23 protein-coding genes are annotated in these 25,462 nt (G+C 69.3%); 7 read left to right on the top strand and 16 right to left on the bottom strand.

The window, feature by feature from the left end:
• The first annotated feature begins 12 nt into the window (after window positions 1–12).
• A complete protein-coding gene (locus tag AC3IF1_RS11780) occupies window positions 13–693 on the top strand; it encodes a GntR family transcriptional regulator (RefSeq protein ID WP_489217672.1) in 681 nt (226 codons plus the stop codon).
• Window positions 694–756: 63 nt separating this feature from the next.
• On the opposite strand, the gene AC3IF1_RS11775 is transcribed toward AC3IF1_RS11780, so the two are convergent.
• Entirely contained in the window at window positions 757–1,410 is a 654-nt protein-coding gene (locus AC3IF1_RS11775; RefSeq protein ID WP_489217671.1) for a GntR family transcriptional regulator, read from the bottom strand.
• 179 nt (window positions 1,411–1,589) lie between these two features.
• On the opposite strand from AC3IF1_RS11775, the gene dctP reads away from it, so the two are divergent.
• The 3 genes from dctP to AC3IF1_RS11760 are packed head-to-tail and all read left to right on the top strand — an operon-like array spanning window position 1,590 to window position 4,650.
• The gene (gene dctP, locus AC3IF1_RS11770) at window positions 1,590–2,612 is read left to right on the top strand and encodes a TRAP transporter substrate-binding protein DctP (protein WP_489217670.1); all 1,023 of its coding nucleotides are present in this window, start codon (window positions 1,590–1,592) and stop codon (window positions 2,610–2,612) included.
• Window positions 2,609–3,301, top strand: coding sequence for a TRAP transporter small permease (locus AC3IF1_RS11765; protein WP_489217669.1), 693 nt, complete (start codon window positions 2,609–2,611; stop codon window positions 3,299–3,301). Before dctP ends, AC3IF1_RS11765 begins: the two co-directional genes overlap by 4 nt.
• On the top strand, window positions 3,298–4,650 hold the full coding sequence (locus tag AC3IF1_RS11760) for a TRAP transporter large permease (RefSeq protein WP_489217668.1): 1,353 nt from the start codon (window positions 3,298–3,300) through the stop codon (window positions 4,648–4,650). Before AC3IF1_RS11765 ends, AC3IF1_RS11760 begins: the two co-directional genes overlap by 4 nt.
• An 82-nt stretch (window positions 4,651–4,732) precedes the next feature.
• Here AC3IF1_RS11760 and AC3IF1_RS11755 read toward each other — a convergent pair whose 3' ends face one another.
• From AC3IF1_RS11755 to AC3IF1_RS11740, 4 genes are all read right to left on the bottom strand, one after another.
• Window positions 4,733–5,545, bottom strand: coding sequence for an enoyl-CoA hydratase/isomerase family protein (locus AC3IF1_RS11755; protein WP_489217667.1), 813 nt, complete (start codon window positions 5,543–5,545; stop codon window positions 4,733–4,735).
• Window positions 5,546–5,568: 23 nt separating this feature from the next.
• Window positions 5,569–6,789: a CaiB/BaiF CoA transferase family protein gene (locus AC3IF1_RS11750; RefSeq protein WP_489217666.1), complete on the bottom strand. Its 1,221-nt coding sequence runs from the start codon at window positions 6,787–6,789 to the stop codon at window positions 5,569–5,571.
• Window positions 6,790–6,795: 6 nt separating this feature from the next.
• Complete coding sequence (locus tag AC3IF1_RS11745) at window positions 6,796–8,088, bottom strand: MFS transporter (RefSeq protein ID WP_489217665.1); 1,293 nt, start codon at window positions 8,086–8,088, stop codon at window positions 6,796–6,798.
• 319 nt (window positions 8,089–8,407) lie between these two features.
• The gene (locus AC3IF1_RS11740; RefSeq protein ID WP_489217664.1) at window positions 8,408–9,658 is read right to left on the bottom strand and encodes a nitrate/nitrite transporter; all 1,251 of its coding nucleotides are present in this window, start codon (window positions 9,656–9,658) and stop codon (window positions 8,408–8,410) included.
• Between the two features lie 536 nt (window positions 9,659–10,194).
• Between AC3IF1_RS11740 and AC3IF1_RS11735 the strand changes: the two genes are divergently transcribed.
• A complete protein-coding gene (locus AC3IF1_RS11735) occupies window positions 10,195–11,124 on the top strand; it encodes a L,D-transpeptidase (protein ID WP_489217663.1) in 930 nt (309 codons plus the stop codon).
• 115 nt (window positions 11,125–11,239) lie between these two features.
• On the opposite strand, the gene glpX is transcribed toward AC3IF1_RS11735, so the two are convergent.
• The 3 genes from glpX to AC3IF1_RS11720 form a co-directional block, all read right to left on the bottom strand.
• Window positions 11,240–12,223, bottom strand: coding sequence for a class II fructose-bisphosphatase (glpX, locus tag AC3IF1_RS11730; RefSeq protein WP_243973915.1), 984 nt, complete (start codon window positions 12,221–12,223; stop codon window positions 11,240–11,242).
• A 207-nt stretch (window positions 12,224–12,430) separates the two neighbouring features.
• Window positions 12,431–13,747 carry a homoserine dehydrogenase gene (locus tag AC3IF1_RS11725; protein ID WP_489217662.1) on the bottom strand — a complete coding sequence of 439 codons (1,317 nt, stop codon included), beginning with the start codon at window positions 13,745–13,747 and terminating at the stop codon, window positions 12,431–12,433.
• 109 nt (window positions 13,748–13,856) lie between these two features.
• Entirely contained in the window at window positions 13,857–14,543 is a 687-nt protein-coding gene (locus AC3IF1_RS11720) for a ceramidase domain-containing protein (RefSeq protein ID WP_489217661.1), read from the bottom strand.
• 197 nt (window positions 14,544–14,740) lie between these two features.
• Between AC3IF1_RS11720 and xth the strand changes: the two genes are divergently transcribed.
• Entirely contained in the window at window positions 14,741–15,535 is a 795-nt protein-coding gene (gene xth / locus AC3IF1_RS11715) for an exodeoxyribonuclease III (protein ID WP_489217660.1), read from the top strand.
• A 71-nt stretch (window positions 15,536–15,606) separates the two neighbouring features.
• A complete protein-coding gene (locus AC3IF1_RS11710) occupies window positions 15,607–16,230 on the top strand; it encodes a glutathione S-transferase family protein (protein WP_489217659.1) in 624 nt (207 codons plus the stop codon).
• A gap of 67 nt (window positions 16,231–16,297) precedes the next feature.
• Here AC3IF1_RS11710 and AC3IF1_RS11705 read toward each other — a convergent pair whose 3' ends face one another.
• From AC3IF1_RS11705 to AC3IF1_RS11670, 8 genes are all read right to left on the bottom strand, one after another.
• Complete coding sequence (locus AC3IF1_RS11705; protein ID WP_489217658.1) at window positions 16,298–17,200, bottom strand: tetratricopeptide repeat protein; 903 nt, start codon at window positions 17,198–17,200, stop codon at window positions 16,298–16,300.
• Window positions 17,187–18,917, bottom strand: a complete 1,731-nt coding sequence (ilvD, locus tag AC3IF1_RS11700; RefSeq protein ID WP_489217657.1) for a dihydroxy-acid dehydratase — start codon at window positions 18,915–18,917, stop codon at window positions 17,187–17,189. Before ilvD ends, AC3IF1_RS11705 begins: the two co-directional genes overlap by 14 nt.
• Before the next feature lie 425 nt (window positions 18,918–19,342).
• Complete coding sequence (eutC, locus tag AC3IF1_RS11695) at window positions 19,343–20,134, bottom strand: ethanolamine ammonia-lyase subunit EutC (protein WP_489217656.1); 792 nt, start codon at window positions 20,132–20,134, stop codon at window positions 19,343–19,345.
• Window positions 20,131–21,510, bottom strand: a complete 1,380-nt coding sequence (locus tag AC3IF1_RS11690) for an ethanolamine ammonia-lyase subunit EutB (RefSeq protein WP_489217655.1) — start codon at window positions 21,508–21,510, stop codon at window positions 20,131–20,133. Before AC3IF1_RS11690 ends, eutC begins: the two co-directional genes overlap by 4 nt.
• Window positions 21,511–21,577: 67 nt before the next feature.
• Window positions 21,578–22,438: a transglutaminase-like domain-containing protein gene (locus AC3IF1_RS11685; RefSeq protein ID WP_243973906.1), complete on the bottom strand. Its 861-nt coding sequence runs from the start codon at window positions 22,436–22,438 to the stop codon at window positions 21,578–21,580.
• 84 nt (window positions 22,439–22,522) lie between these two features.
• Window positions 22,523–23,119, bottom strand: coding sequence for a LutC/YkgG family protein (locus AC3IF1_RS11680; protein ID WP_489217654.1), 597 nt, complete (start codon window positions 23,117–23,119; stop codon window positions 22,523–22,525).
• Entirely contained in the window at window positions 23,116–24,687 is a 1,572-nt protein-coding gene (locus AC3IF1_RS11675; RefSeq protein ID WP_489217653.1) for a lactate utilization protein B, read from the bottom strand. The genes AC3IF1_RS11680 and AC3IF1_RS11675 overlap by 4 nt, the downstream gene beginning before the upstream one ends.
• Window positions 24,684–25,427, bottom strand: coding sequence for a (Fe-S)-binding protein (locus tag AC3IF1_RS11670; RefSeq protein ID WP_243973903.1), 744 nt, complete (start codon window positions 25,425–25,427; stop codon window positions 24,684–24,686). The genes AC3IF1_RS11675 and AC3IF1_RS11670 overlap by 4 nt, the downstream gene beginning before the upstream one ends.
• Between the last annotated feature and the right edge of the window lie 35 nt (window positions 25,428–25,462).

Below are 25,462 nucleotides of genomic sequence, written 5' to 3'. Positions count from 1 at the left end.
TGTCGGGGGACCATGAACAAGATCGAACCCGGGATCGGCATCAGCCGCCGTTATCTTCACGACGAAGTGGCGGATCGGATGCGCGAATTGATCCGGTCCGGCGAGATGGAGCCGAAGGCGCGGATCAACGAGGGCGAATTGACGGAGCGCTTCGGCATCTCGCGGACGCCCCTGCGCGAGGCGATCAAGATCCTGGCCACGGAAGGCCTCCTCGAACTGCTCCCGAACCGCGGCGCGCGGGTCGCCAGCATCTCCGACACCGAGCTGGAGGAGATGATGGAGGTGATCGCCGGCCTCGAGGCGACCGCGGGCGACCTGGCCTGCCGCACGATCGGCGATGGCGAGATCGACGCCATCGCGGCCGATCACGAGGCGATGGTGGCGGCCTGGAAGGCGGGCGACGAGGCGGGCTATTTCAGCCACAACCGCCGGATCCACGAAGCCATCATGGCGGCCAGCCGGAACGCGGTGCTGGCGAACATCTACGAGAGCCTGTCGGGCCGGATCCAACGCTCGCGCTACTCGGCCCATCAGACCCCGGATCAATGGGCCCGCGCGGTCTCCGAGCACGAACGCATGATCGCGCTGCTCCGGACGCGGGACGGCACCGCGCTGGCGACCCTCATGCGCGAACACATCCGGGGCAAGAAGCCGGTGATCGCGGCCAATTACGGGGCGGTCGAGGCCGTCTGACGGCGCCAGGCCGGACGGACACCGCGGGACTCCCACGCGCATGCAGTGCAGGCGCGGTCCGGATCAGGCGGCATTCGGCGCTCGCAGGCCGGCGACGAGATCGGTGAACCGGTCACCCTGCACGAGGACGTGGTTGCGCAGCGCCTCGGCAGCCTGCGATGCGTCGCCGGCCACGATGGCGGCCACGATCGCCTCGTGCTCGGCTAGGGATTGCGGCAGGCGCTGACGCACCCGCAGCTGCAGGCGGCGATACGGGGCCAGCCGACGGTGCAGCGACAGCGCCTGATCGGCCAGGAAGGCGTTGTGGCTCGCCCGATACACAACGGTGTGGAACACGTAGTTCTCGGCGTAGTAGGCCTCCGCATCCGCCTCCGCCATGGCGGCACGGCAGCCCGACAGGGCGTCCTGGAGGGCGGTGGTATCGTCGGGGGTGAAGCGCCGGGCCGCGAGCCGTCCGCAGGCCGCCTCGATCTCCGCCATGGTCTCGAACATGGCGAGCAGCAGGTGCGGCTCCGGCGCGCTCACGATCGCCCCCCGGCGCGGCTTCGTCTGGACGAGCCCGGTGACGGCCAGTTGCAGCAGCGCTTCCCGGATCGGCGTGCGCGATACGCCGAACCGCGTCGCGAGCTGATTCTCGTCGAGTCGAGCCCCGAGGGCGAGTTCCCCCGAGACGATCTCGTCCTCGATCCGCTGCTTCAGACGCTGGGCGTGGCTCATCCGTCCGTTTCCCCTCCCCGGCGGAGCAGCCGGATGCGCAGCGGCGGCCCGGCGGACGCCGGTAGACGTATGCTTGTGGATTGACAAAGTATACATGGATGTTCTTCATGCATACACGGTGTCGTGTTTGTGCGACGCACAAAAACATCGCCGCGATGCTTGCGGTGCGGGAGAGCCACATGACGCTGACTCGTCGTTCGCTGATCGCGACTACTCTTGCGACACCTGCCATCCTGCGGTTCGGCCTGGGATCGGCGCGGGCGGCGACCACGCTGAAGCTGTCGCACCAGTTCCCGGGCGGGACCATCGAGGACGGTGACTTCCGCGACCGCATGTGCCGGAAGTTCGCCCAGACGGTGGCCGAGCGCTCGAAGGGCGCCCTCGAAGTCCAGGTCTATCCCGGGTCGTCGCTGATGAAGACGAACGCCCAGTTCGGCGCGATGCGCAAGGGCGCCCTCGACATGTCGCTGTATCCGAGCCCCTACGCCGGCGGCGAGGTTCCGGAACTGAACATCGGCCTGATGCCGGCCCTCGTGACCTCCTATGGCCAGGCGCTGTCCTGGAAGTCGGCGCCAGTGGGGCGCAAGCTCGCCGAGATCCTCGACGCCAAGGGGATCGTTCTGGTCTCCTGGGTCTGGCAGGCCGGGGGCGTCGCCAGCCGCGAGCGGCCCCTCGTCTCGCCGGCCGATGCCAGGGGCATGAAGGTCCGCGGCGGATCGCGGGAGATGGACATGATGATGAAGGAGGCGGGCGCCGCCACCCTCTCCATCCCGTCGAACGAATCCTACGCGGCGATGCAGACCGGGGCCTGCGACGCGGTGATCACCTCCTCGACGAGCCTGATCTCCTTCCGCCTGGAGGAACTGTCCAAGGCGCTGACCTCGGGGCGCGAGCGGTCGTACTGGTTCATGCTCGAACCGATCATGATGTCGAAGATCGTGTTCTCCGGTCTGCCGAAGGACCAGCAGGATCTGATCCTGGCGGTGGGCGGCGAGCTCGAAGCCTTCGGGCAGGCGGGCGCCAAGGAGGACGACACCCGCGTCGAGGAAATCTTCTCGAAGGCCGGCGCCAAGGTCTCGCAGCTCGACGAGACCTCGCTCGGCCAGTGGCGCGAATTGGCCAAGACCACCGCCTGGAAGGATTATGCCGGCCGGAACGCCAATTGCGCCGAGCTGCTGAAGCTCGCGGAGCAGGTCGCGTGAGCCACGCTTTCGACGCGGCCACGGCGGGACCGGAGGCGCGCGCCGCCGATGCGCCACGCGTGCCCGGCCTGCTCGGCCTGTTCGACCGCACGATGGGGGTGCTGAACCGGGTCATCCTCGGGCTCGGCGGCCTCTGCCTCGTCGGCGCCTGCCTCGTGCTCACCCACAGCGTCGTCGTCCGCTACGTGCTGAAGGAGCCGACGGAGTGGCAGGACGAGATGGCAGTGTTCTTGATCATCGGGGCCACCTTCCTGTCGGCCGCCGGCGTCCAGGCCAAGCGCGGACACGTGGCGATCGAGGCGCTGACCGGCCTGCTGTCGCCGGCGGTCAACCGGGTCCGGCTGCTGTTCGCCGATATGGTCAGCCTCGCCTTCTGCCTGTTCTTCGCCTGGAAGAGCTGGTCGCTCGACCACGAGGCCTGGGTCGACGGCCAGACCTCGCAATCGACCTGGGGTCCGCCGCTCTGGATCCCCTATACCCTCATGGCGGTCGGCATGAGTCTCCTGTGCCTGCAACTGGCGCTCCAGATCGCCGAGGCCCTGGCCTACGGCCCGCGGGCCGCCGGATGGGCCAAGCCCAAGATCGGTCTCGGGGCCGACATCAACCGCGACATGCACGACGCCCCCGCCGTCTCACCCCGGGGGCCCGATCCGATGGGGCAGACGGTAACCGCGAAGGTCGAGCGATGAGCACGGCGGCGATTGGCGTCCTCTACGCGGGCGCCACCCTCGGGGCGATGCTCGCGGGCATCCCCATCGCGTTCGCGTTGGGCTTCGTCGCCCTCGCCTTCATGGTGGCGTTCATGCCGGGCGCCTCCCTCGATACGGTGGCACAGAACGTCTACGAGGAGATGGCCTCGATCACGCTGCTGTCGATCCCGCTGTTCATCCTCAAGGGCGCGGCGATCGGGCGGTCCCGGGCCGGCCAGGATCTCTACTCGGCCATGCATGCCTGGATGCACCGCATCCCCGGCGGCCTCGGCATCGCCAACGTCTTCGCCTGCGCGCTGTTCGCCGCCATGGCGGGCTCGAGCCCGGCCACCTGCTCGGCGATCGGCTCGGCGGGCATCCCGGAGATGCGCAAGCGCGGCTACTCGCCGGGCTTCGCCGCCGGGATCATCGCGGCCGGCGGCACCCTCGGGATCCTGCTTCCGCCCTCGATCACCATGATCCTGTACGCGGTCGCCTCCGAGCAGTCGCTCGGCCGCCTGTTCCTGGCCGGGATCGGGCCGGGGCTGCTGCTCGTGAGCCTGTTCGCGGCGTGGGCGATGGTCCGCTTCCGCTCGGAATACGCGGCGGCCAAGACGGCCCTGGAGCGCGGCGGGCCGGCCTCCCCGATCCTGGCGGACGACCAGTACAGCATGGCGCAGCGCTTCTCGACGCTGCCCCGGGTGCTGCCCTTCGTGATCCTGCTGACCGGCGTGATGGTGGCCCTCTACGGCGGCTACGCCACGCCCTCGGAGACGGCGGGCCTCGGCGGATTGCTGGCGCTCGCGCTGATCGCCGCGATCTACGGCGTCTGGCGGTTCCGGGACGTCAGCCCGATCCTGATCGCGACGCTGCGCGAATCGACCATGCTGATGCTGATCATCGGCATGTCGCTGCTCTACGCCTACGTGATGAGCTACCTGCACATCTCGCAATCGGCGGCGTCGGCGATCGTCGCCATGCAGCTGTCGCCGTGGCTGCTGCTGGTCACGATCCTGGCGCTGGTGATCGTGCTCGGCTTCTTCCTGCCGCCGGTCTCGATCATCCTGATGACCGCGCCGATCATTCTGCCGCCGCTGAAGGCCGCGGGCTTCGACCTCGTGTGGTTCGGCGTGGTGATGACCATCACCATGGAGATGGGTCTGATCCACCCGCCGGTGGGGCTCAACATCTTCGTCATCAAGAACATCGCCCCGGACATCCCGCTCTCGGACATCATCTGGGGCACCCTGCCCTTCGTGCTGCTGATGGCGGTGGCGATCCTGATCCTGTGCCTGGTGCCGGGTATCGCCCTGTGGCTGCCGGACTGGCTCCTCGCCAGCACGCGTTAGCGCGACGGCCGTCCGAGGGCAGACCCACACGATCCGCGGCGGCCTTGATGCTGCGGATCGCGGCCTTATCGCCGCGCCAGGCTCAGCGCCCGGTCCAGGCCGGGGAGCGCTTGCCGAGAAAGGCCTCCGTGCCCTCGCGGAAATCCTGGCTCATGTAGCACATCAGGATCAGGTCATCGCCCGGATGCGGCGCCCCGTCGGCGGCGGGTTCCTCCTCGGCGAGCCGGCGCAACCCCTCCTTGGTGGCCTGCATGGTCAGCGGCGCGTGCCCGGCCAGCAGCTGCGCCAGGGTATCGACCCGCTCGGTGAGCGCCGTGCGGTCGTCGACCACCTCGCCCACGAGGCCGATAGCCAGGGCCTCCTCGGCCCCGACGAGGCGGGCGGTGAAGATGATGTCCTTGACGCGGGCCGGTCCGATCAGCCCGGAGAGCCGCTTGAGGTTGCCCAGGCTGAGGCAGTTGCCCAGCGTCCGGGCGATCGGGAAGCCGAAGCGGGCGTCCCGGGTGGCGATCCGCAGGTCACAGGCCGCCGCGATGGCGGCCCCTCCCCCGGTGCAGGCCCCGGCGATCGCCGCGATGGTCGGCACGCGCAGGCGCTCGAGGGTGCCGAGCACCCGGTCCATGAACCGCTCGTAGCCCAGCGCGTCCTCGGCGGTGGTGAAGCTGCGGAACTGGGCGATGTCGGTGCCGGCCGCGAACGCCTTGTCGCCGGCGCCGGTGATGATCAGCGCCTTGACGGCCGGGTCCGCGGAAATCGCGTCGCAGCAGGTAATCAGGCCCTGGTACATCGCGAAGGTCATCGCGTTGCGGGCCTGGGGCCGGTTCAGCACGATCCGGGCGATGCCGGCCTCGTCCGTGGTGAACAGAAGCTCGTCGGTGGCGGGCGTGGCATTCATCGCTGATCCTCCGGTTCGCCGGCTCAAGCCACGGTCTCGCGAACCACGCCCCGGTCGATCAGGCCGTCGATCTCGGAGGCGGTATAACCGGCCTCCGCCAGGATCGCCCGGGAATGCTCGCCGAGCAACGGCGCCGGGCCGTGGACTCGGCCAGGGGTCTCCGAAAACTTCACCGGCAGGCCCAGCGTCTTCATCCGCCCGACCCGCGGGTGATCGACCTCGACCACCATGGCGCGGGCCAGCGTCTGCGGATCCCGGTGCATGGCGTTGACGTCGAGCACCGGGCCGGCCGGGACGCCGCCGGCCTCCAGGCGTGCCAGCCAGACCTCCGAGGTTTCCGCGGAAAAAATCGGCGCGAGCGTGGCGGCGAGGTCGTGGCGGTTCGCCATCCGGTCCCGGTTGAGGGCGAAGCGCGGATCCTCGGCCAGGGCCTCGGCGCCGATCGCCTTGAGGAGGCGCAGCCAGTTGGTCTGGTTGGCCGCCCCGATGGTGATCCAGCCATCCGCGGTCTGGAAGGCCTCGTAGGGCGCGTTCAGGGGATGGGCCGAGCCCATCGGCCCGGGGGCGATCCCGGTGGCCATGGCGATGGCCGACTGCCAGTAGGTATGGGTGATCCCGGCCTCGAACAGCGAGGTATCGACCGCCTGCCCCTGCCCCGTCCGGAGCCGGTTGACGTAGGCCGCCAGCACGCCCATCGCGGCCAGGATCCCGGCGGTGATGTCGGTCACCGGCGGCCCGCACTTCATCGGCGGCCGGCCCGGCCCCTCCCCGGTTACCGACATCAGCCCGCTCATGCCCTGGGCGACGAGATCAAATCCGGCGCGGTCGGCGTAGGGTCCCGTGCGGCCGAAGCCCGAGAGCGAGCAGTAGACGAGCGCCGGAAAGTCCTGCCGCAGGGTCTCGTAGCCGAGGCCGAGGCGCTCCATGGTGCCACCGCGATAATTCTCGATCAGCGCGTCCGCACCCCCGAGCAGGCGGCGCAGGACAGCCACCCCGTCCGGGTCCTTCAGGTCCAGGCTGATCCCGCGCTTGCCGCGGTTCATCATCATGTAGGCGGCGCTCTCGCCCTCCAGGGCGGGCGGGACGGTGCGACGGGTATCGTCGCCGTCCATCTTCTCGACCTTGATCACCTCCGCGCCCATGTCGGCGAGCATCAGCCCGCAGACCGGGCCGGCCATGATATGCGCGAGTTCGATCACCCGCATGCCGGCGAGCGGGCCGGACCGTCCATCAGGCGCCATCATCGGATCCTACTCCGCGGCCGTCACGGTCACCACGGGCGCGACCGGCCCGGTGGCGGGCTCGGCGAATTCCCGCTCGGGATGCATCGTGAAGGCGAGGCCGGCGCCGAGCAGGCACAGGCCGATCGAACCGATGAACGGCAGGGTCCAGCTCCCCGTCAGATCGACGATGAGGCCGAAGACGATCGGCGAGACGATCGCCGCCACGGCCGAGCCGGTGTTCATGAGGCCGCTCGCCGTGCCGGCATATTTCGGCGCGATGTCCATGGGTACCGACCAGATCGGCCCGATCACGAGCTCGGCGAAGAAGAAGCCCGAGGACAGGAGCAGGGCGACCAGGGTGAGGTCCCGGGTGAGGAACACGCCCGCGAGGCTCGCGGCGGCGCCGAGGAAGCCGACCACGATCACCGACAGCCGGGCGAGCTTCACCTTGCCGGTACGGTGCAGGATCCAGTCGCTCATCACGCCGCCGACCGTATCGCCGATGACGCCGGCGAAGAACACGCCCGAGGCGAACAGGGCCGAGTTCTTCAGGTCGAGGCTGTAATTCTCCTTGAAGAAGCTCGGCAGCCAGCCGAGGAACAGCCACAGGGTCCAGCCGTAGCAGAAATACGTGACCGTCACCGGCAGCATGCGCCGGGTCAGGGCGCCCCAGGGCACGGATTGCTTGGCGCCGACCTTGCGGGGCGGGGGCAGCGTGTCGAGTTCCGCGCGGGTGATCGCGGGATGATCCGAGGGATCGTCGCGGAAATAGAGGTACCAGATCGCCACCCAGATGAAGCTGGCGGCGCCGAGGATCACGAAGCTCGTCCGCCAACCGAAGTGATAGATCAGGAAGGCGACGATCGGGGGCGCCACCGCGTTGCCGAGGCGGCTGAAGGCGTGAGTGATCCCCTGCGCGAAGCCGCGCCGGCCGGGCGCCGTCCAATTCTGCATGGCGCGTGTGGCGGTCGGGAAGGTCGCGCCCTCACCGAAGCCCAGAAGCACCCGCGCCAGGAACAGGCTGAGGACACCGCCGACGAGGCCGGTCAGGATGGTGGCCACCGCCCAGATGACACCGCAGGCCAGCAACGTGCGCCGGGCGCCGAACTTGTCGCCGACCGAACCGCCGATCACCTGGAAGATCGCGTAGGGATACGCGAAGGCCGAGAGGATGAAGCCGAAATCGGTCTTCGACATGCCGAAATCGCGCATGATCTCGGCGCCGGCGGTCGCGATGTTCACCCGGTCCAGGTAGGTGATGAAATACATCACGCACAGCAAGCCGAGCACGCCGTTCGTGGCGCTGATGCGCTTCGACATCGACCGTCCCTCCACAGATGGCGCCGCGTCTCGCGGTCGCCCGGCGCCTTGGCCGCAGGGCCGGACGCTCTCTCGTAATGCATTATTCAAACGCGTTACGCCGGGGAAGGCAACGGCGAAACATCCTCTGAGCGAGCCAATCTCCACTGTTGCACGGAAACGGGAGTGTTGCCGCCCAAGGAGGGCTGCGCGGCACCGGCCTCAGGGAGAGGCGTCGGCTCTCGGAAAATCTCGATCGGGCGCTGACGGCAATAGCGCATCACCCCGGTTTCCATGTCCGGGATGATGCGCCAGCGATGTTGCTCCGGCCGCGCCAGCGTCAGGCGGTGGCGGGCCTCAGCGCACCCGTCTGCGCATCGGCGACGCCGCCCAGCGCCTTGCCCCGCGGCCCGACCCAGCGGCCGACCCATTTGCGCTGCCAGAGCGCGAGGCAGCCGAGCACGATCGCGGTGAAGGCGGCGTAGCCGATGAAGCCGATGGAGAATGAGCCGGTATATTGCTTCGACAGCCCCATGACGTTCGGCAGGATCGCGCCGCCGAGGGCTCCGACCTCGCCGATCATCGAGCCCGCGACCGCGGTGTTGCTGGGCCAGCGCAGCGGCACCAACTGGAACAGCGCGCCGTTGCCGGCGCCGAGCGCCGCGAAGCACAGCATGAACAGGAGCGTGGTGAGCGCGAGCGACGGCGTCGCAGTGAGCGACAGGAAGGTGGCGATCGCCGCGAGCAGGACCACCGAGAGAACCGCGATCCCGCCCATCCGGTCGGCGAAATAGCCGCCGACGATCCGGATGCCCGAGCCCATGAAGGCGGCCAACATGGTCAGCCGCCCGGCCTCGACCTTCGTGACGGCGAACTGCTCGTAGAAGAAGGTCGGAAGGAAGTTCGACAGGCCGACGAAGCCGCCGAAGGTGATCACGTAGATCAGCGAGAACGCCCAGCCGTCCTTGGTGAACAGGCAGGAGATGTGCTCCTTGAACGATTGATGCGCGTTGTCCGGCGGCTCCTTGGCCAGAACGATCATGACCGCCAGGGGGATCAGCATCACCACGCCCGCAAAGGCGTAGGTCGTCTGCCAGCCATAGGCCTGCGCCAGCGGCGGGGCGAACAGCACGGCCAGCACGGTCCCGGAATTGCCGGCGCCGGCGATGCCCATGGCGAGCCCCTTATGCTCGGGCGGGAACCAGCCCGAGCCCAGCGACAGCGCCACGCCGAAGGACGCGCCGGCGATGCCGAGCAGCACGCCCATGGCGAGCACGTCGCTGTAGGACGAGACCGCGAAGTAGCCATAGGCCATCGCCAGGATGATCACGCTCATCTCGGTGATCGCGGCGTTCTTCCGACCGATATACTGGGCGAGCACCCCCAGCGGGAACCGCATCAGCGCCCCGGCGAGGATCGGGAGCGAGATCATGAAGCCGGTCTGGGCCGGCGAGAGCTTGAAGGTCTCGGTGATGAACGGGCCCATGGCGCCGTTCAGGACCCAGATGGCAAAGCAGAAATCGAAGTAGAGAAACGCGGCGAACAGCGTCGGGGGGTGCCCCGACTTCATCACGGTCTTGAAGCTGGCCATATCTGGTGCTCGTCTCAAGTGGGCGAACCGTCACGCGGCCGCTCATGCCGGGGGATCCGGACTCACACCGTCCGCTGTTGGGAGCGCCGTTGCTCCGCTGCCGCGGCACGCGCGGCCTACTCGACTAAGCAGCAAGCGTGCCAGACCGGCTGCCGCCCGCGTTGCCGCCGCTGATCGCTCGGCCGACTATCCCGGTCGGGCTCCGGTCCCGGATCACCGATGCCGCCGTTCAAGGCAGGCGTGCCGAGCAAACGGGCGGCGGAGCGGCGGAGACGAGCGCGCGTCTTGTGCCGTCCGGAACTGCGCCGAACCAGTCTCGTCATCGGGGACCGCGGGAACCGTTGAGGCACAACGGCAACACCGCGGCGCAGAAAGGGTCCCGATGTCCTCCAGGACGTTCATGCCCGCCGGTTCAACTTGGCGGCCGCGCGGGATATTTGCTAAGTCACGGACTGGGCGGCACCCCATATTCGTACGGGTCTGCTCGATCGCGCGCCGCCTCGACATGCGGTGTCGCCTTCCAGGGAAATCATCGCATGTCCGCCCCGATCCGCCGCCTGCTCCTGGCCGGCCTCGCCGTCATCGCGTTCGCCACGACCGCTCATGCCCAGGGCCGCGGCCCTGTCGGCGAGTCCGGCATCGACGGATTCGGTGACGACGGGCAGCTCTATCAGGATCAGAACGGTGCGCTCTACGTGCGCCGCAACGGGCGCTACCTGCCCTATACCGGGCGGGCCGACATCGTTCGTCCTGCGCCCGCGACTCCGGCCGTACCGCCCGCCGCGAGCCTCGACGTGGATCCCACCGTCCCGGCCCGTCCCGGCGCCGTGGCGCCGGCCGAAGGGCTCTCGCCGCTCGAAGCCGCCAAGGCCAGGGCCGTGCTTCGGGCGCCCGACAACGAACCGATCGATTACGCCAAAGCCTACGGGCCGGTCACGGACGACGTGTATCCGGTTCAGCCGTTCAACTATAAGAAAATGAACCCGGCCTTCCTGCGCCAGGAGATCGCCTATCACGGCCCCTACGAGCCCGGGACGATCATCGTCGACCCGCGCGCCCACCAGCTGACGCTGGTCCAGGAGAACGGCCGGGCGCGCCGCTACGGCGTCGGGGTGGGCAAGCAGGGTTTCGCGTGGTCCGGTAACGCGACCGTCAATTCCAAGCAGGCCTGGCCGGACTGGTACCCGCCGAAGGAGATGATCGCCCGCAGCCCGAAACTGGCGAGCGAGGTCGACAAGCTCCAGAGCGGCCTCGGCGTCGCCGGCGGCCTGCGCAATCCGCTGGGCGCGCGGGCCATGTACCTCTGGCAGGGCAACAAGGACACGCTGTTTCGGATCCACGGCACCCTGGAGCCGTTCTCGATCGGCAAGAGCGTCTCGTCGGGCTGCATCCGGATGATCAATCAGGACGCCATCGACCTGTTCAGCCGCGTGAATGTCGGCAGCAAGGTGGTCGTGCTGAACTGACGGCGCGGGCTTCACGCCCGGGGCCGGGCTTCTGGACCGCGCGTGAATCCGTTTTCACGATCTGGCGTCGCCGTCCCGCGGGCCAAGCCCGATCGGGGCGCGGCGGCGCGGCGCCTCAACTCAGCCCGCGTCGATGTTCGCCGAGGATCCGGCGGACCGTGCCGGCCTCCGAGCGGTAGACCACCGTCTCGGTCTGGATCCGGTCGGGCTGGAACCGGACGCCCCGCAGGAGCGCACCGTCGGTGACCCCCGTGGCGGCCACGATCACATCGCCGCTCGCAAGGTCGGTGAGGTCGTATTTCCGATCGCCATCTTCGATGCCCATCTCGGCCGCCCGGCGACGGCGATCCGCCGTGTCGAGGATCAGCCGACCCTGCATCTGGCCGCCGATGCACCGCATCGCCGCGGCGGCGAGGACCCCCTCCGGCGCCGCGCCGATCCCGAGATAGAGGTCGATACCGGTCTCCTTGGGGCTCGCCGTGAAGATGATGCCGGCGATGTCGCCGTCCGAGATCAGCCGAACCGCGGCGCCCGCCGCCCGCACCTCGGCCACCAGCGCCGCGTGACGGGGCCGGTCCAGGATGAGCGCGGTGATCTGCTGCGGCTCGACGCCCTTGGCCCGGGCCAGCGCCATGACGTTGTCGGTGGCGCTCGCATCCAGATCGACGAGGCCCGGGGGGTAGCCGGGCCCGATGGCGATCTTCTGCATGTAGACGTCGGGGGCCGCGAGCAGGGAGCCGCGCTCGGCCATCGCCATCACCGCGATGGCGCCCGGCATGTCCTTCGCGCAGAGCGTCGTGCCCTCGAGGGGATCGACGGCGATGTCCACCTCGGGCCCCTCACCCCGCCCGAGCTGCTCGCCGATGAACAGCATCGGCGCCTGATCGCGCTCGCCCTCCCCGATCACCACGGTTCCGCGGATCGGCAGACCGTTGAGTTCGTCGCGCATGGCATCGACCGCCGCTTGGTCGGCGGCCTTCTCGTCACCCTTGCCGCGCAGGCGTGCGGCCGCGATGGCGGCGCGTTCCGTGACGCGGGCGAGTTCGAGGGCGAGCATGCGCGGAACCCCGCGCGAGACGGACCTTGGTGCATCAGCCATCGTTTCCTGCCTCTGTCCGGCCCGATCTTGAAGTCGGATACCGGTTTAATGCCGTCGCGCGGCAGACGTTCAGCCTAAGTTCCGCGCTCCAATGCCTGATGGACCGTCGTTAGGCTGGACCGCCGGCGGCCCAAGACCGCGTCCGGATCACAGCCGTGGCATCGACCTGCGCAGCGGGATCGCGGATTGCGGATCGGGGCGGTGCCGTTACTCACGCTCGATCCGGATCACCTGCGGCGGCTCCGCGAGCAGCCCGTCCGCATCGATGGCATCGAGCGCGGCCCGGATGGTGCCCTCCGTTGCCGCATAGGTGATCAGGACCAGCGGCACCGGCCGGCCCGAGCGCCCGCGCGGATCCGTGCCGGCCCCCTCGGTCCGGCGCTGCAGGATGCTCTCCAGCGAGATCTCCCGCTCGGCCATCCGCTGGGCGACACCGGCGGCGACGCCCGGACGGTCGTGAACCGTGAGGCGGATGTAGTACCCGCCCTCGTGGCGCTGCATCTCGACGCGCTCGCTGGGCCGCATCGTGACGGCCGGGACGCCGAAGGTCGGGCGCACGATGCCGCGCGCCACGTCGGCGATGTCGGCCACCACGGCGGAGGCCGTCGCCGCGCCGCCGGCACCGGGACCGATCAGGGTCAATTCGCCGACCGCGTCCGCGTCGATGGTGACCGCGTTGGTGACACCCATGACCTGCGCGATCGCCGAGGATTTCGGCACCATCGTCGGATGCACCCGCTGCTCGATCCCCGACTCGGTGGCCTGCGCCACACCGAGCAGCTTGATCCGGTACCCGAGTTCGTCCGCCATCCGCAGGTCGAGGGGCTGGACGCGCGAAATCCCCTCCACCGAGACGCCCTCGGCGTCGAGAGCGGTGCCGAAGGCGAGGCTCGTCAGGATCGCGAGCTTGTGGGCGGTGTCGAAGCCCTCGACGTCGAAGGTCGGATCTACCTCGGCATAGCCGAGCGCCTGCGCATCCTTGAGGCAGGCCTCGAAGGTCAGACCCTCGCGCTCCATCCGGCTGAGGATGTAGTTGCAGGTGCCGTTGAGGATCCCGTAGACGCGGGCGATTGTGTTGCCGGGGAGCCCCTCGCGCAGGGTCTTGATCACCGGGATGCCCCCGGCCACCGCCGCCTCGAAGGCTAGGGCGACGCCCCTGTCCTCAGCGAGGGCCGCCAGGGCCGCACCGTGGTGGGCGAGGAGCGCCTTGTTGGCGGTCACCACCGGCTTGCCGGCCTGGAGAGCCGCCTCGACCACCGCCTTGGCGGGGCCGCCGGATCCGCCGATCAGCTCGACCACGCAGTCCACGGTTTCCGAGCGCACGAGCGCGACCGGATCGTCGAACCAGTCGATACCCGTCAGGTCGAGGCCGCGGTCGCGGCTGCGGTCGCGCGACGAGACCGCCGTGACGCGGAGGTCGAGGCCCGAAGCGGTCAGCGCCGCCCGGCGGCGTTCGACCATCTGGACCACGGACGCACCGACGGTGCCGAGCCCGGCGATCCCGAGGCGAAAGCTCACTGTCATGACCCCTTCCGTGCCCGGGCGGCCCTGACGGTCGGGGCGCCCGATGCGGCGCAGTTCTGCAAGAATTCCGTCCCGGCTGCAAGGAAACGGCCGAGGTGCCGAGGCCGCCTCATCCGGCCAGGTCGCGATGCCGGATCGCGGTCGCCACCAGGGCGTAGAGCACCGCCGCGTTCAGGAGATGCCAGAGCGCGTGCGTCCCGATCGGCAGCACCGTGCAGGTGGCCTGATCGGCGGTGCGCGCGGCGAGCGACAACAGGAACAGCACGCCGATCCCGGCGAGGCGCCGTCCGGTGCCGACGAAGCGTTCCTCGGGCCGCCTGACGGTCACGGCGGCCACACCGAACAGCGCAAGCATGGCCGGTACATAATCGATCGAACCGTTGGTCAGTCGCGAGACGTCCTGCCCGGTCAGGCCGTCGAGCATGGGCGAGAGGGCGAAGCCGAACAGGGCGAACCCGAGGGTCGCTGCGACGACGCGGACCGGCGCCAGCCGCAGATACCGGCGCAGCGCCACGGCGAGATAGGCGTCGATGAACAGCGCGATCGGGATCACGTCGGCGAGCATCGACCAGTAGACTGCCAGCGTGTGGAACAGGAAGGACCCGATTCCGACCGATGCGATCAACCCGGCTAGGGCGAGCGCGGCGCGGTCCGGCGGCCGGGGTCGCCCCGCGCGCCATCCCGCCGCGGCGGCGGCCAGGACGAAGCCGGCGTTGGACAGGGCATTGACGGGCTCGGCCCAGAACCCGGCGTCGGTTCGCTCGCAATAGGCCCGCACCGGCTCGAACCAATCCATCTGGAGACCTTCGCGCATCGTCCCGAAAGGCGGCCGCCGGCTTTCGGAAGAATACGATGCGACGACAAAAGCGTAGCGCATCGTGCCGTTTCCGACGTCCGGCCCGATGCGCTAGATCCCCGGCCTTGCGCCGGGATGGCCTTGCCAGGGCGCGGCGAAGCGCGGATGACGGCGCTGCGGCGACCGGATGCGAGGCGATGCGGATCACGACCTGGAACGTCAATTCGGTCAAGCAACGCTTGCCCCACCTGCTGGCGTTCCTGGACGAGGCCCGGCCCGACGCACTCTGCCTGCAGGAGCTGAAATGCCAGGACGCGGCGTTCCCCCGCGCCGAGGTCGAGGCCGCCGGCTACGCGGTCGAGACGCTCGGGCAGAAGGCCTATAACGGTGTCGCCCTGCTGGTCCGCGCGCCTCTCACGATGAGCGAGATCCGGCGCGGGCTGCCGGGCGACGCGGCCGACGAGCAGGCCCGCTACATCGAGGCGCTGGTCTCCGGGCCCGACACAGCGCCGGTGCGGGTGGCGTCGATCTATCTGCCGAACGGCAACCCGGTGGACAGCCCGAAATACCCGTACAAGCTCGCCTTCCTGGAACGGCTGCGGCTCCACGCACGCGCGCTCATGGCCGATGAGAAGGCAATTGTGCTGGCGGGCGATTACAACGTCATCCCGGAACCCGCCGACGCCGCCGACCCGGAGGCGTGGCGGTCCGACGCGCTGTTCCGTCCCGAGAGCCGCATGGCGTTCCGGGCGCTGCTGGCCGAGGGCTACACCGACGGCCTGCGCGCCTGCGATCCGCGCGACGGGCTCTACACCTTCTGGGACTATCAGGCGGGGTGCTGGCCGCGGAACGTCGGCATCCGCATCGACCATCTGCTGCTCTCGCCGCAGGCCGCCGACCGGCTGATTTCGGCCTCGGTGCAGAAGCATCTCCGGGGGCTCGACAAACCGTCCGACCATGTGCCGGTGACGGTGGAATTGTCGGCCGGCTGAGGATCCGCCCTACCTCCATCCCACGGCCAGGCGGATCGCGATCCGCCGGCCCTGTCACCAAGGGAGTCACGATGATCGTCTACGGTACCGGCTATTCGCCTTACGTCCGCAAGGTCCTGGTCTCGCTCGCCGAGAAGAACGTGCCCCACGAGCACAGGCCGGTGATGTTCCACGCCCCAGACCCGGATTTCCAGGCGGCGAGCCCCCTGGGCAAGATTCCGGCGATCGAGGATGGCGGCTTCAAGCTGGCGGATTCTTCGGCGATCCTCTGGTACCTGGAGCGCAAGCACCCGAGCCCGGCCCTGGTCCCGGCCGATCCGCAGGCGCTCGGGCGCGCGGTCTGGTTCGACAAGTTCGGCGACACCGAATTGTTCGGCCCGCTGATCGTGCCGTTCGTCGAGCGGGTCATGAAGCCCAACATGATGGGCAAGCCCACCGACGAGGCCGCCGTAACCAAGGCCCTCGACACCGACCTGCCGCCGCTGTTCGATTGCCTGGAGCGGCAGATCGCGGGGTCTTACCTCGTGGGCGACGCGTTCAGCATCGCCGATATCTCGATCGCCACGGGCTTCTACAATTTCCACTTGGCCGAGGCCCGGATCGATGCCGGCCGCTGGCCCAAGCTCTCGGCCTACATCGCCGAGATCCTGGCGCGGCCGTCGTTCAAGGCCGCGCAGGACGCCAGGAAAGGCTGAGACCTGCCGCTAGCGGGGCCTGCCGCTGTCTCCCGGAGGCAGCGGCAGGGCCTCGATCAATCCGGGTTCAGCGCCGCTTGCGGATCGAACCCACGGTCTGGAGCTGGGTCTGCGCCTCGGCGCGGTCGTCCTCGTTGGCGGAGGCCCAGTTCTTGTCGTAGAGCGCGACGATCCAGTCGTCCTTGCGGCCCTCCGCGCCCTCGCGGGCGAGGGACAGCCACATCAGGCCCTTCACCCGCTGGATCGGCACGCCGCCGAGACCGTTCATCAGCATGTCGCCGAGCAGCGCCTGGGCGGGGTGATGGCCCTTCTCGGCGGCGAGGTTGAACCAGCGCGCCGCCTGCCGGGGATCGGATTCGACGCCGGTGCCATCGAGGTAGAGCCGGGCGAGATTGTACTGCGCGTTGGGGTCGCCGTAATAGGATGCCGCGTAGTTGAACATGTCGTAGGCGCGCTCGGGATTCGGGCGCACGTAGGTGCCCTTGATCCCCTCCAGGAAATAGGTGCCGAGCGCCGTGAAGGCGCTGCCCAGCACCGCGGAATTCTGCGGATCGGGCCCGTCATCGGTGCTGGCATCGGCGATCCGGGAGAAGAACTCGAACGCCTTCAGGTCGTCGTGGGGCACGCCGTCGCCCTCGGCATACATCCGGCCGAGCTTCCACAGGGCGAGGGCATGGCCCTGGCCGGCGGCGTATTCGAGGGCGCGGGCCGCCCCCTGCTTATCGCCGGCATTGTACTCGCGGACACCGGCCCGGAGCGCGTCCTTGGCCGAGCGATAGCTCCTGTCCGCGACCGGCACCGGGACCGGCACGCGGACATTGGCGTCGAGCGCGTGGGGCGCGTCGGTCGGCAGGGCGAACAGGGCCAGGGCCCAGGCCGCGAGGGCGGCCCTGCCGAGGGACCGGAACCGACCGGGATCGGCCCCGGCCGGCGCCCTGCGCCGGCTGAGGTCAGTCCTAGACGTCCGCATAGCTCTGCGTCTCCTCGGCACCGCCGGGGTGCGTGACGGCGCCGTACAGCGCCGGGCCGACGCCCTGCGCGTATTTCCACAGGTAGCCGGAGGTCGCGGTGCTGGCGCGCGGTGCCCAGGCCTTGCGGCGCTCGGCGAGTTCCGCGTCCGACAGGGCGACGCTGAGCGTGCCCTGGATCGCGTCGAGGGTGATCATGTCGCCGTCGCGGATCAGGCCGATCGGGCCGCCCACCGCCGCCTCGGGGCCGACATGGCCGACACAGAAGCCCCGCGTCGCGCCGGAGAAGCGCCCGTCGGTGATCAGCGCGACCTTGTCGCCCATGCCCTGGCCGTAGAGGGCCGCGGTGGTCGACAGCATCTCGCGCATGCCGGGGCCGCCGCGGGGACCCTCGTAGCGGATGACGAGGACGTCGCCCTCCTTGTAGGTGCGCGACTGCACCGCCTCGAAACAGGCCTCCTCGCCGTCGAACACCCGGGCCGGCCCGGTGAAGACCTGGCTCGAGGCCGGCATGCCGGCGACCTTCACGATCGCGCCCTCGGGGGCGAGGTTGCCCTTGAGGCCGACGACGCCGCCGGTCGGGGTAATCGGCCGGTTGGCCGGATAGACCACGTCCTGGTCCGGGTTCCAGGTCACCCGGTCCATGTTCTCCGCGATGGTGCGGCCGGTCACCGTCAGGCAGTCGCCGTGCATGAAGCCATGGTCGAGCAGGGTCTTCATCAGCAGCGGGATGCCGCCGACCTCGAACATGTCCTTGGCGACGTAGCGCCCGCCGGGCTTCAAGTCGGCGATGTAGGGCGTGCGCCGGAAGATCTCGGCCACGTCGAAGAGCGTGAATGCGATGCCGCACTCGTGCGCGATGGCAGGCAGGTGGAGCGCCGCGTTGGTCGAGCCGCCGGAGGCGGCCACCACGGTGGCGGCGTTCTCCAGGGCCTTGCGGGTGACGATGTCGCGCGGGCGGATCTGCTTGGCCAGCAGCTCCATGACCTTCTCGCCGGCGGTGGCGCAGAACTTGTCCCGGATCTCGTAGGGCGCCGGGGCGCCGGCCGAATAGGGCAGCGCCAGGCCGATCGCCTCGGACACGGTGGCCATGGTGTTGGCGGTGAACTGGGCGCCGCAGGCGCCGGCGGACGGGCAGGCGACCTGCTCCAGCTCGTCGAGGTCCTCCAGGCTCATGTCGCCCACCGCGACCTTGCCGACCGCCTCGAACAGGTCCTGGACGGTCACGGGCTTGCCGCGGAACGAGCCGGGCAGGATCGAGCCGCCGTAGATGAAGATCGACGGCACGTTGAGGCGGACCATCGCCATCATCATCCCGGGCAGCGACTTGTCGCAGCCGGCCAGCCCCACCAGGGCGTCGTAGGCGTGGCCGCGCATGGTCAGCTCGACCGAATCGGCGATGACCTCCCGGGACGGCAGCGAGGCGCGCATGCCGCCGTGGCCCATGGCGATGCCGTCCGTGACCGTGATGGTGCAGAACTCGCGCGGCGTGCCGTGGGCGGCGGCGACGCCCTTCTTGACCGCCTGCGCTTGCCGCATCAGCGAGATGTTGCAGGGGGCGGCCTCGTTCCAGCAGGAGGCGACGCCGACCAGCGGTTGATGGATCTGCTCACGCGTCAGACCCATGGCGTAGAGATAGGAGCGGTGCGGTGCGCGGTCGGGCCCCTCGGTGACGTGGCGGCTCGGCAGCTTCGACTTGTCGTTCAAACGCGTCACCATGCCCTCAGACCAAGCCTTCGCGCAGCCAGTCCCGAGGGTGCGAAGGACCTTTGCGCATCGCCGTTCGCGATGCGCCCGGCTGGCCTTCCGCGTGCTCGGGAAAATTATCGTTTCTGATCGGTAAAGCGTTGTCGAGATTGCCCTTTACCGCGGAGGTTGAGGTGGGCCCGGACTATGGCGGGATCGCGGCGTTTACGGGCAGGTCTCGGGGCGGACCCGGGATCGTTTTACGGTGTTGCGACCTCGCCACAGCCACGCTTGAGGGCAATTCGGAAGACAACGAAAGATTAAGGCTCGCCGCAGGCGAGCGGCGTCGGACGGCGTCAATCCAGGATCACGCGGCGTCAGATACGACACCGTCCCGCGTCGACTGGACGTCGGAGCGGGACGCGGCTCTCGTCACCGGATTCCAGGTCGCCAAACGCTCAAGCCGAGGTGGCGGGCCGTTCCGGCAACGGTGGCGCCTCGCGCCCGGCGATGGCGACGCGGTCGCTCTCGTCCTTCAGCGTCACCCCGGTCAGACCGAGGCGGAGCGCGCAACCGAGCAGCCAGTCGAGCTTGAACGCGGCCCGGTCGGGCGTCAGGCCCGCCGCCCGCACGTTCGAGATGCAGTTCCGCTCGGCATCCGACCGGCCGACCCGGGGGCCGAAGGTCAGGTAGATCCCCAGGCTGTCGGGGGATGACAGCCCCGGCCGCTCGCCGATCAGCACGGCGACCGCGCGGGCGTCGAGGGCGCCGCCGATCGCGTCGCCCAGCGCCACCCGGGCCTGCCGGGCGACCACGACGGGCGAGAGCGCCCATCCGGCCGTCTCGGCGTAGGGTTTGAACGCGGCCAGAACCGGCACGGCGTTCTCGTGGACGGCGCGGGCCGACAGCCCGTCGGCGATGACGATCGCGAGGTCGAACGGCCCGGCCCGGTCCTTGAGCACGGCGCAATCCTCCGCCGCGAGTCTCCGGCCGAGATCCGGCCTGCGCAGGTAGGTCGCGCGATCCGGCGCCTGGGAGGCGACCGGCAGGGCGGTGAAACCGAGATTCGTGATCTTGCCGAGGAGCTCGTCCGCCTCGAGGGGCGTGTGCACCGCGTCGCGGGCCTGCGCATGGTCGAGGCCGAAGCGCAGCACCTCCCGGGTCGGCATCCCGCTGCCCGCCCGGCCGAGGCCGATCCGGGCAGGCGTCAGGCCGGCGAGGCGGGCCCAGATCGGGCCGTTGTCACTCATGCCGAGAGATCCGGTGCTGCCGTCAGGAGCGGCGTCTCGGCGCCCTGGATCAACGAGCCGGCGCCATCGGTGAGGCCGATCTCCTGCAACCACATTTCGAATTCCGGGGCGCGCTTCAGCCCGAGCACTTCGCGCAGGTACAGGGAATCGTGGAACGACGTGGATTGATAGTTCAGCATCACGTCGTCGGCCCCCGGCACGCCCATGATGTAGGTGCAGCCCGCCGCCCCGAGCAGCGTCAGCAGGGTGTCCATGTCGTCCTGATCGGCCTCGGCATGGTTGGTGTAGCAGACGTCGACGCCGAGGGGCACGCCCATCAGCTTGCCGCAGAAATGGTCTTCGAGACCCGCCCGGATGATCTCCTTGCCGTCGTAGAGGTATTCGGGGCCGATGAAGCCGACCACGGTGTTGACCAGCAGCGGCCGGAACACGCGGGCGACCGCATAGGCCCGGGCCTCCAGGGTCTGCTGGTCGATGCCGTGATGCGCGTCCGCCGAGAGCGCCGAGCCCTGGCCGGTCTCGAAATACATGCAATTGTCGCCGCGCGGGCCGCGCTTGAGCGCCAGCGCGGCCTCGTGCGCCTCCTTCAACAGGGACAGCGTCACGCCGAAGCTCGCATTGGCCTTCTCGGTGCCGGCAATCGACTGGAACACGAGATCCACCGGCAGGCCCTGCTCCATGGCGGCGAGGGTCGTGGTGACATGGGTGAGGACGCAGGCCTGGGTCGGGATCGCGTGGCGGCGGATCACCGCGTCGAGGAGCTGGAGCAGATCGCCGATCGCCTGGACCGAATCGGAGGCCGGATTGATGCCGATCACCGCATCGCCGCAGCCCAGGGCGAGCCCGTCGAGGATCGCCGCCGTGATGCCCTTCGGATCGTCGGTCGGATGGTTCGGCTGGAGGCGGACCGCGAGGGTGCCCGGCAGGCCGATCGTGTTGCGGAAGCGCGTGACGACCCGGCACTTCCGGGCAACCGAGATCAGGTCCTGGTTGCGCATGATCTTAGAGACCGCGGCGGCGATCTCGGGGGTGATGCCGGGGGCGATCCGGGCCAGCGTCTCGGACGGCGCGGTGAGCAGGACCTCGCGGAAATCGCCGACCGTCAGATGGCGGATCTCGGTGAAGGCGCCGGCGTCGTGCGTATCCAGGATCAGGCGGGTGACGTCGTCGCGCTCGTAGGGGATCAGCGGGCGGGCCAGGATCTCGGCGAGGGGCACCTCCGCGAGGCACCAGCGGGCGGCGGCATTCTCTTCGGCGGACTCCGCCGCGACGCCGGCGAGCCGGTCGCCGGAGCGGATCGGCGTCGCCTTGGCCATCAGGGCGGCGAGATCGGCGAAGGCGTGGGTGCGCGGGCCGACGACGTGACGGTAGGCCATGCGGATGTTTTCCCTCGCCGCGTGAACACCGGATCACAGGATAGCGTGATCCGGGGATCGGGTCTGCTCAGGCCGCGCCGGCATGGGGGGCGGGGATCTCGGTCGAGATCGCGTCCACGGTGCGCGGCATCGGGCTCCCCTGCCCGTCCGAGCGCTGGATCCGCACCTGCTGGTTGACCGGCTGCATGTTGCCGAAGGGCGTCGAGAAGGCGATCTCGGCGGCGTCGCGCCCGACGCCGATGCGCACCAGCCCGTCGAGATCCGCCTGCCGCGTCGCGTCGAACAGCCACCAGCGGCCGTCGAGATAGGCCTCGAAGACGGCGTGGAAGTCGCTCGGCACGAGGCCGTGGGCGTAGCAGCTCACGAACCGGGCCGGGATGCCCAGCGCCCGGCAGAAGGCGGTGCCGATATGGGCGAAATCCCGGCAGACGCCCGCACGCTTCAAGAGGGACTCGTCCGCCGTGGTCTCGCCGTCGCTGGTGCCCGGCTGGTAGGTGATGTGATCGTGGATCCAGTTGCAGATCTCGTTCACCCGGGCATGCCCCTTCGGCAGGGCGCCGAATTCGGCCTGGGCGAAGGGCGTCAGTCGGTCTGAAGAGACGAACCGGCTCGGCAGCAGGAACGGCAGGATGTCGAGGGGCAGCTGCCCGATCGGCGTCTCGTTGATGGTAGCCGGGTCGGCCCGGTGCACCGTCAGGTCCACCTCAGCATTGTACTCCAGCGCGAACTGGCCGGTGGGCACGTTCACGGCGAGATAGCGGTTCAGCAGATCGGGCGTCGTGTAGAGATCGCGCTTCAGGTTCGGCGTCAGGACCAGGCTCTCGCTCAGGATCTCGACGCTCTTCAGCTTGGCCACCTCCAGGTTGAAGATGAAGGTGGTGTCGGACAGGATGTTGTAGGACAGACTGCAACCGAGTGTGTAGCGCATCGGATCTCCTTGCCGGGCGACGACCTGTCCGTCGTCCAAGCAAAGTGCGCGCCCGAATGGCGGTTCCAGGCCCGACGCGCTGCGCTATCCGGCCCGCCTCGGCAGCAGCAGGACCGTGAGCGAGCGCACCCCCTGCGCCCCATGGATCAGCACGCCCTCGATATCGGCGGTCGCCGAGGGGCCGGTATGCAGCACAGCGTAGGCCGAGCGGCCGAATTCGGGCCGAAGATAGGCCGCCTGCACGTTCGGCAGGATATCGGCGGGGTCGAGCAGCACGATCAGGTGCTGGGCGAGATAGGCGACCGCGTTCACGATCAGCTCGCCTTCCGTGAACAGCACCGAACCCGTCTCGGCGATGCCGAACACCGCACGGACCACCGCCACGTCCACGTCCTCGACCTCCTGCGGGTCGCGCACCGCGCGCAGGTCGCGGTTGCCGGTGAGTTCGGGCACCGCGGAGGCGATGACCTTGGCGGAACCGAGCCGCTCGCGCAGGTCCGCGAAGGCATCGTCGGTGCCGGGCTCCGCCACCCGGCCGCCCATGCGCTTCAGCCGGTCGCCGAACTCGGCCACGGGGTCGTCGCCGATGAGCGGGGGGAAGAGCGGCACCTGCGGCAGCGGGAAATCGCCCGCCGGCCGGTTGGCCCGGATGTCGCCCAGGATCGCCTCGCGGGCGGTCATCGACCGGCGTCCTTCATGCGGTTCTGCTTGTACCAGGCGTGGAAGGTCTGGCGCGGGGCCTCGGGCATCTCGCGCTTCTTCCCCCAGGTGTTGAGCGGGTTGTAGACCGCGAAGCGCGGCAGGACCTTGAGCGCCGAATCCGCCGCGCCGATCGCCGCCCGGTAGGCGGCCGGCCGCGACAGGACCGCGCCCGCGGCCTTCATCATCCCCTGCTTGAGCGCGGGGATGTGGTGCTCCTCAACCAAGACCTTGCGCCACGCGAAGATCTGCTCGTGGATGTTGATCTTGACCGGGCAGACGTTGGTGCAGGAGCCGTTCATTGTCGAGGAGAACGGCAGGGTCGAGTATTTCCGCTTGTTGAAGGTCGGGTCGATGATCAGGCCGATCGGGCCGGAATAGGTCGCCCCATAGGAGAGGCCGCCGGAGCGCCGGTAGACCGGGCAGGTGTTCATGCAGGCGCCGCAGCGGATGCATTTCAGCGAGGTCCAGAACTCCTCCATGCCGAGGCGGGCCGAGCGGCCGTTATCGACCAGCACCATGTGCATCTCGGTGCCCGCGCGGGGCGCGCGGAATTGCGAGGTGTATTGGGTGATCGGCGAGCCCAGCGCCGAGCGCGACAGCAGCCGGATGAACACCCCGAGATGCTCGACCTTGGGGATGATCTTCTCGATGCCGATCGAGTGGATCTGCAGCGGCGGGACGTTGCCGGAGAGGTCGGCATTGCCCTCATTGGTGCAGGTGACGACCGTGCCGGTCTCCGCGATGGCGAAGTTGCAGCCGGTCATACCGGCATCGGCCTTCAGGATGTAGGGCCGGGTCGTCTCGCGCTGGCTCTCGGCGAGGTAATGGGCGTCGTCGTTGTCGGGATCGGTGCCGAGGGTCTTGGCGAAGACTTCGGCCACGTCCATCCGGGTCTTGTGGACCGCCGGCGCCACGATGTGGCTCGGCTCCTCGTTGTCGAGCTGCTGGATGCGCTCGCCGAGGTCGGTCTCGATGATCTCGATGCCGTTGGCCGCCATGTGGTGGCGGAAGCCGCACTCCTCGGTCAGCATCGACTTCGACTTGACCAGCGTCTTCGCACCGCGGTTGCGCAGGATCTCCAGGACGATCCGGTTGTGGTCGGCCCCGTCCCGCGCCCAATGGACCTGGACGCCGTTGGCTGTCGCGGCCGCCTCGAACTGTTCGAGGTACTGGTCGAGGTGGCTGAGCGTGTGCGTCTTGATCTGCGAGGCGAGCTCCCGCAGTTCCTCCCATTCCGGGATGCCGTGCGCCGAGACGTCGCGCTTCTTGCGCAGGTCCCACAGGCGCTCGTCATGGGCCGCCTGGTGGAGCGGTGCCGCCAGGAACCGTTCGGCGGCCTCCGCCTGATCGATCGGCCGGTCGCCGCGGATCTTGGCACCCCGGGGCTGAGCCTCGCGGATTTGCGGCGCCCGGATCGGCTTCGAGGCGGCCTCGGCGTGCTGGAGCCGTCCGCCGTCCTGAGAGCGCGCGCTCTCGTCGTCGCGGGCGCGGACCTCGGGGTGGATCACGCCTTCGCGCTCGCGCGGGTTCAGGTCCTCGACGCTCATGCGGCGACTCCGTTCAGCACCTGCGCGATGTGGATGTACTTCAGCGGCACCCCGAGGCGCTCGGCGCAGCCCTTCTGGTGCATCAGGCAGGAGGAATCGGCCGAAACGACGTATTCGGCGCCGGCCCGGTTCTGATCCGCGACCTTGTCGTAGCCCATCTTGGCCGAGACCGCCGGCTCGAAGACCGAGAAGGTCCCGCCGAAGCCGCAGCACTCGTCCGGCCGGGCGAGGTCCACCAGCTCGACGCCCTCGACCATCCGCAGCAGGTCGAGGGGCTTGGAATAGAAGGGCTTCACCAGCTCCGAGGGCCGGGCGTGGTGGATGCCGCGGAGGGCGTTGCAGTTCGTGTGGTAGGCGACCTTGTGGGGGAAACGCGCCCAGGGCAGCGCCTCGACCTTCAGCACGTCGTGCAGGAACTCGACCAGCTCGTAGGTGCTGGCCCGGACTTTCTTGACCTCCTCGGTCTGCGGGATCGCGGTCAGGTGCTCCCGGACCTGATGCACGCAGGAGCCCGAGGGCGCCACCACGTAGTCGAAGCCCGAAAAGTTCTTGACGAACAAGGCCTCGGTGGCGGCGGCCTCCGCGTGGCAGCCGGTGTTGGTCATCGGCTGGCCGCAGCAGGTCTGGTCGTAGGGATACTCCACCGTGCAGCCGAGCCGCTCCAGCAGCTCGAGGGTGGCGATCCCGACCTCGGGCTCGAAGGCGTCGACGTAGCACGGCACGAACAGGCCGATCCGCATGGTCCGGCACCTCCCTGGATCGCCCGCTCCGTTGG

The organism is Methylobacterium sp. E-012, from assembly GCF_057836545.1.
Note: the sequence above shows the minus strand (reverse complement) of the source record. Positions and strands in the feature narration are given on the sequence as shown.

Coding starts and splice junctions, on each gene's coding strand:
- AC3IF1_RS11745 (WP_489217665.1), bottom strand. CDS start 8,088: ATGTCGAAGCGCATCAGCGCCACGAACGGCGTGCTCGGCTTGCTGTGC.
- AC3IF1_RS11740 (WP_489217664.1), bottom strand. CDS start 9,658: ATGGCCAGCTTCAAGACCGTGATGAAGTCGGGGCACCCCCCGACGCTG.
- AC3IF1_RS11670 (WP_243973903.1), bottom strand. CDS start 25,427: ATGCGGATCGGCCTGTTCGTGCCGTGCTACGTCGACGCCTTCGAGCCC.
- AC3IF1_RS11775 (WP_489217671.1), bottom strand. CDS start 1,410: ATGAGCCACGCCCAGCGTCTGAAGCAGCGGATCGAGGACGAGATCGTC.
- dctP (WP_489217670.1), top strand. CDS start 1,590: ATGACGCTGACTCGTCGTTCGCTGATCGCGACTACTCTTGCGACACCT.
- AC3IF1_RS11755 (WP_489217667.1), bottom strand. CDS start 5,545: ATGAATGCCACGCCCGCCACCGACGAGCTTCTGTTCACCACGGACGAG.
- xth (WP_489217660.1), top strand. CDS start 14,741: ATGCGGATCACGACCTGGAACGTCAATTCGGTCAAGCAACGCTTGCCC.
- glpX (WP_243973915.1), bottom strand. CDS start 12,223: ATGGCTGATGCACCAAGGTCCGTCTCGCGCGGGGTTCCGCGCATGCTC.
- AC3IF1_RS11705 (WP_489217658.1), bottom strand. CDS start 17,200: ATGCGGACGTCTAGGACTGACCTCAGCCGGCGCAGGGCGCCGGCCGGG.
- AC3IF1_RS11720 (WP_489217661.1), bottom strand. CDS start 14,543: ATGGATTGGTTCGAGCCGGTGCGGGCCTATTGCGAGCGAACCGACGCC.
- AC3IF1_RS11750 (WP_489217666.1), bottom strand. CDS start 6,789: ATGATGGCGCCTGATGGACGGTCCGGCCCGCTCGCCGGCATGCGGGTG.
- eutC (WP_489217656.1), bottom strand. CDS start 20,134: ATGAGTGACAACGGCCCGATCTGGGCCCGCCTCGCCGGCCTGACGCCT.
- AC3IF1_RS11725 (WP_489217662.1), bottom strand. CDS start 13,747: ATGACAGTGAGCTTTCGCCTCGGGATCGCCGGGCTCGGCACCGTCGGT.
- AC3IF1_RS11710 (WP_489217659.1), top strand. CDS start 15,607: ATGATCGTCTACGGTACCGGCTATTCGCCTTACGTCCGCAAGGTCCTG.
- AC3IF1_RS11780 (WP_489217672.1), top strand. CDS start 13: ATGAACAAGATCGAACCCGGGATCGGCATCAGCCGCCGTTATCTTCAC.
- AC3IF1_RS11685 (WP_243973906.1), bottom strand. CDS start 22,438: ATGCGCTACACACTCGGTTGCAGTCTGTCCTACAACATCCTGTCCGAC.
- AC3IF1_RS11760 (WP_489217668.1), top strand. CDS start 3,298: ATGAGCACGGCGGCGATTGGCGTCCTCTACGCGGGCGCCACCCTCGGG.
- AC3IF1_RS11690 (WP_489217655.1), bottom strand. CDS start 21,510: ATGGCCTACCGTCACGTCGTCGGCCCGCGCACCCACGCCTTCGCCGAT.
- AC3IF1_RS11680 (WP_489217654.1), bottom strand. CDS start 23,119: ATGACCGCCCGCGAGGCGATCCTGGGCGACATCCGGGCCAACCGGCCG.
- AC3IF1_RS11735 (WP_489217663.1), top strand. CDS start 10,195: ATGTCCGCCCCGATCCGCCGCCTGCTCCTGGCCGGCCTCGCCGTCATC.
- ilvD (WP_489217657.1), bottom strand. CDS start 18,917: ATGGTGACGCGTTTGAACGACAAGTCGAAGCTGCCGAGCCGCCACGTC.
- AC3IF1_RS11675 (WP_489217653.1), bottom strand. CDS start 24,687: ATGAGCGTCGAGGACCTGAACCCGCGCGAGCGCGAAGGCGTGATCCAC.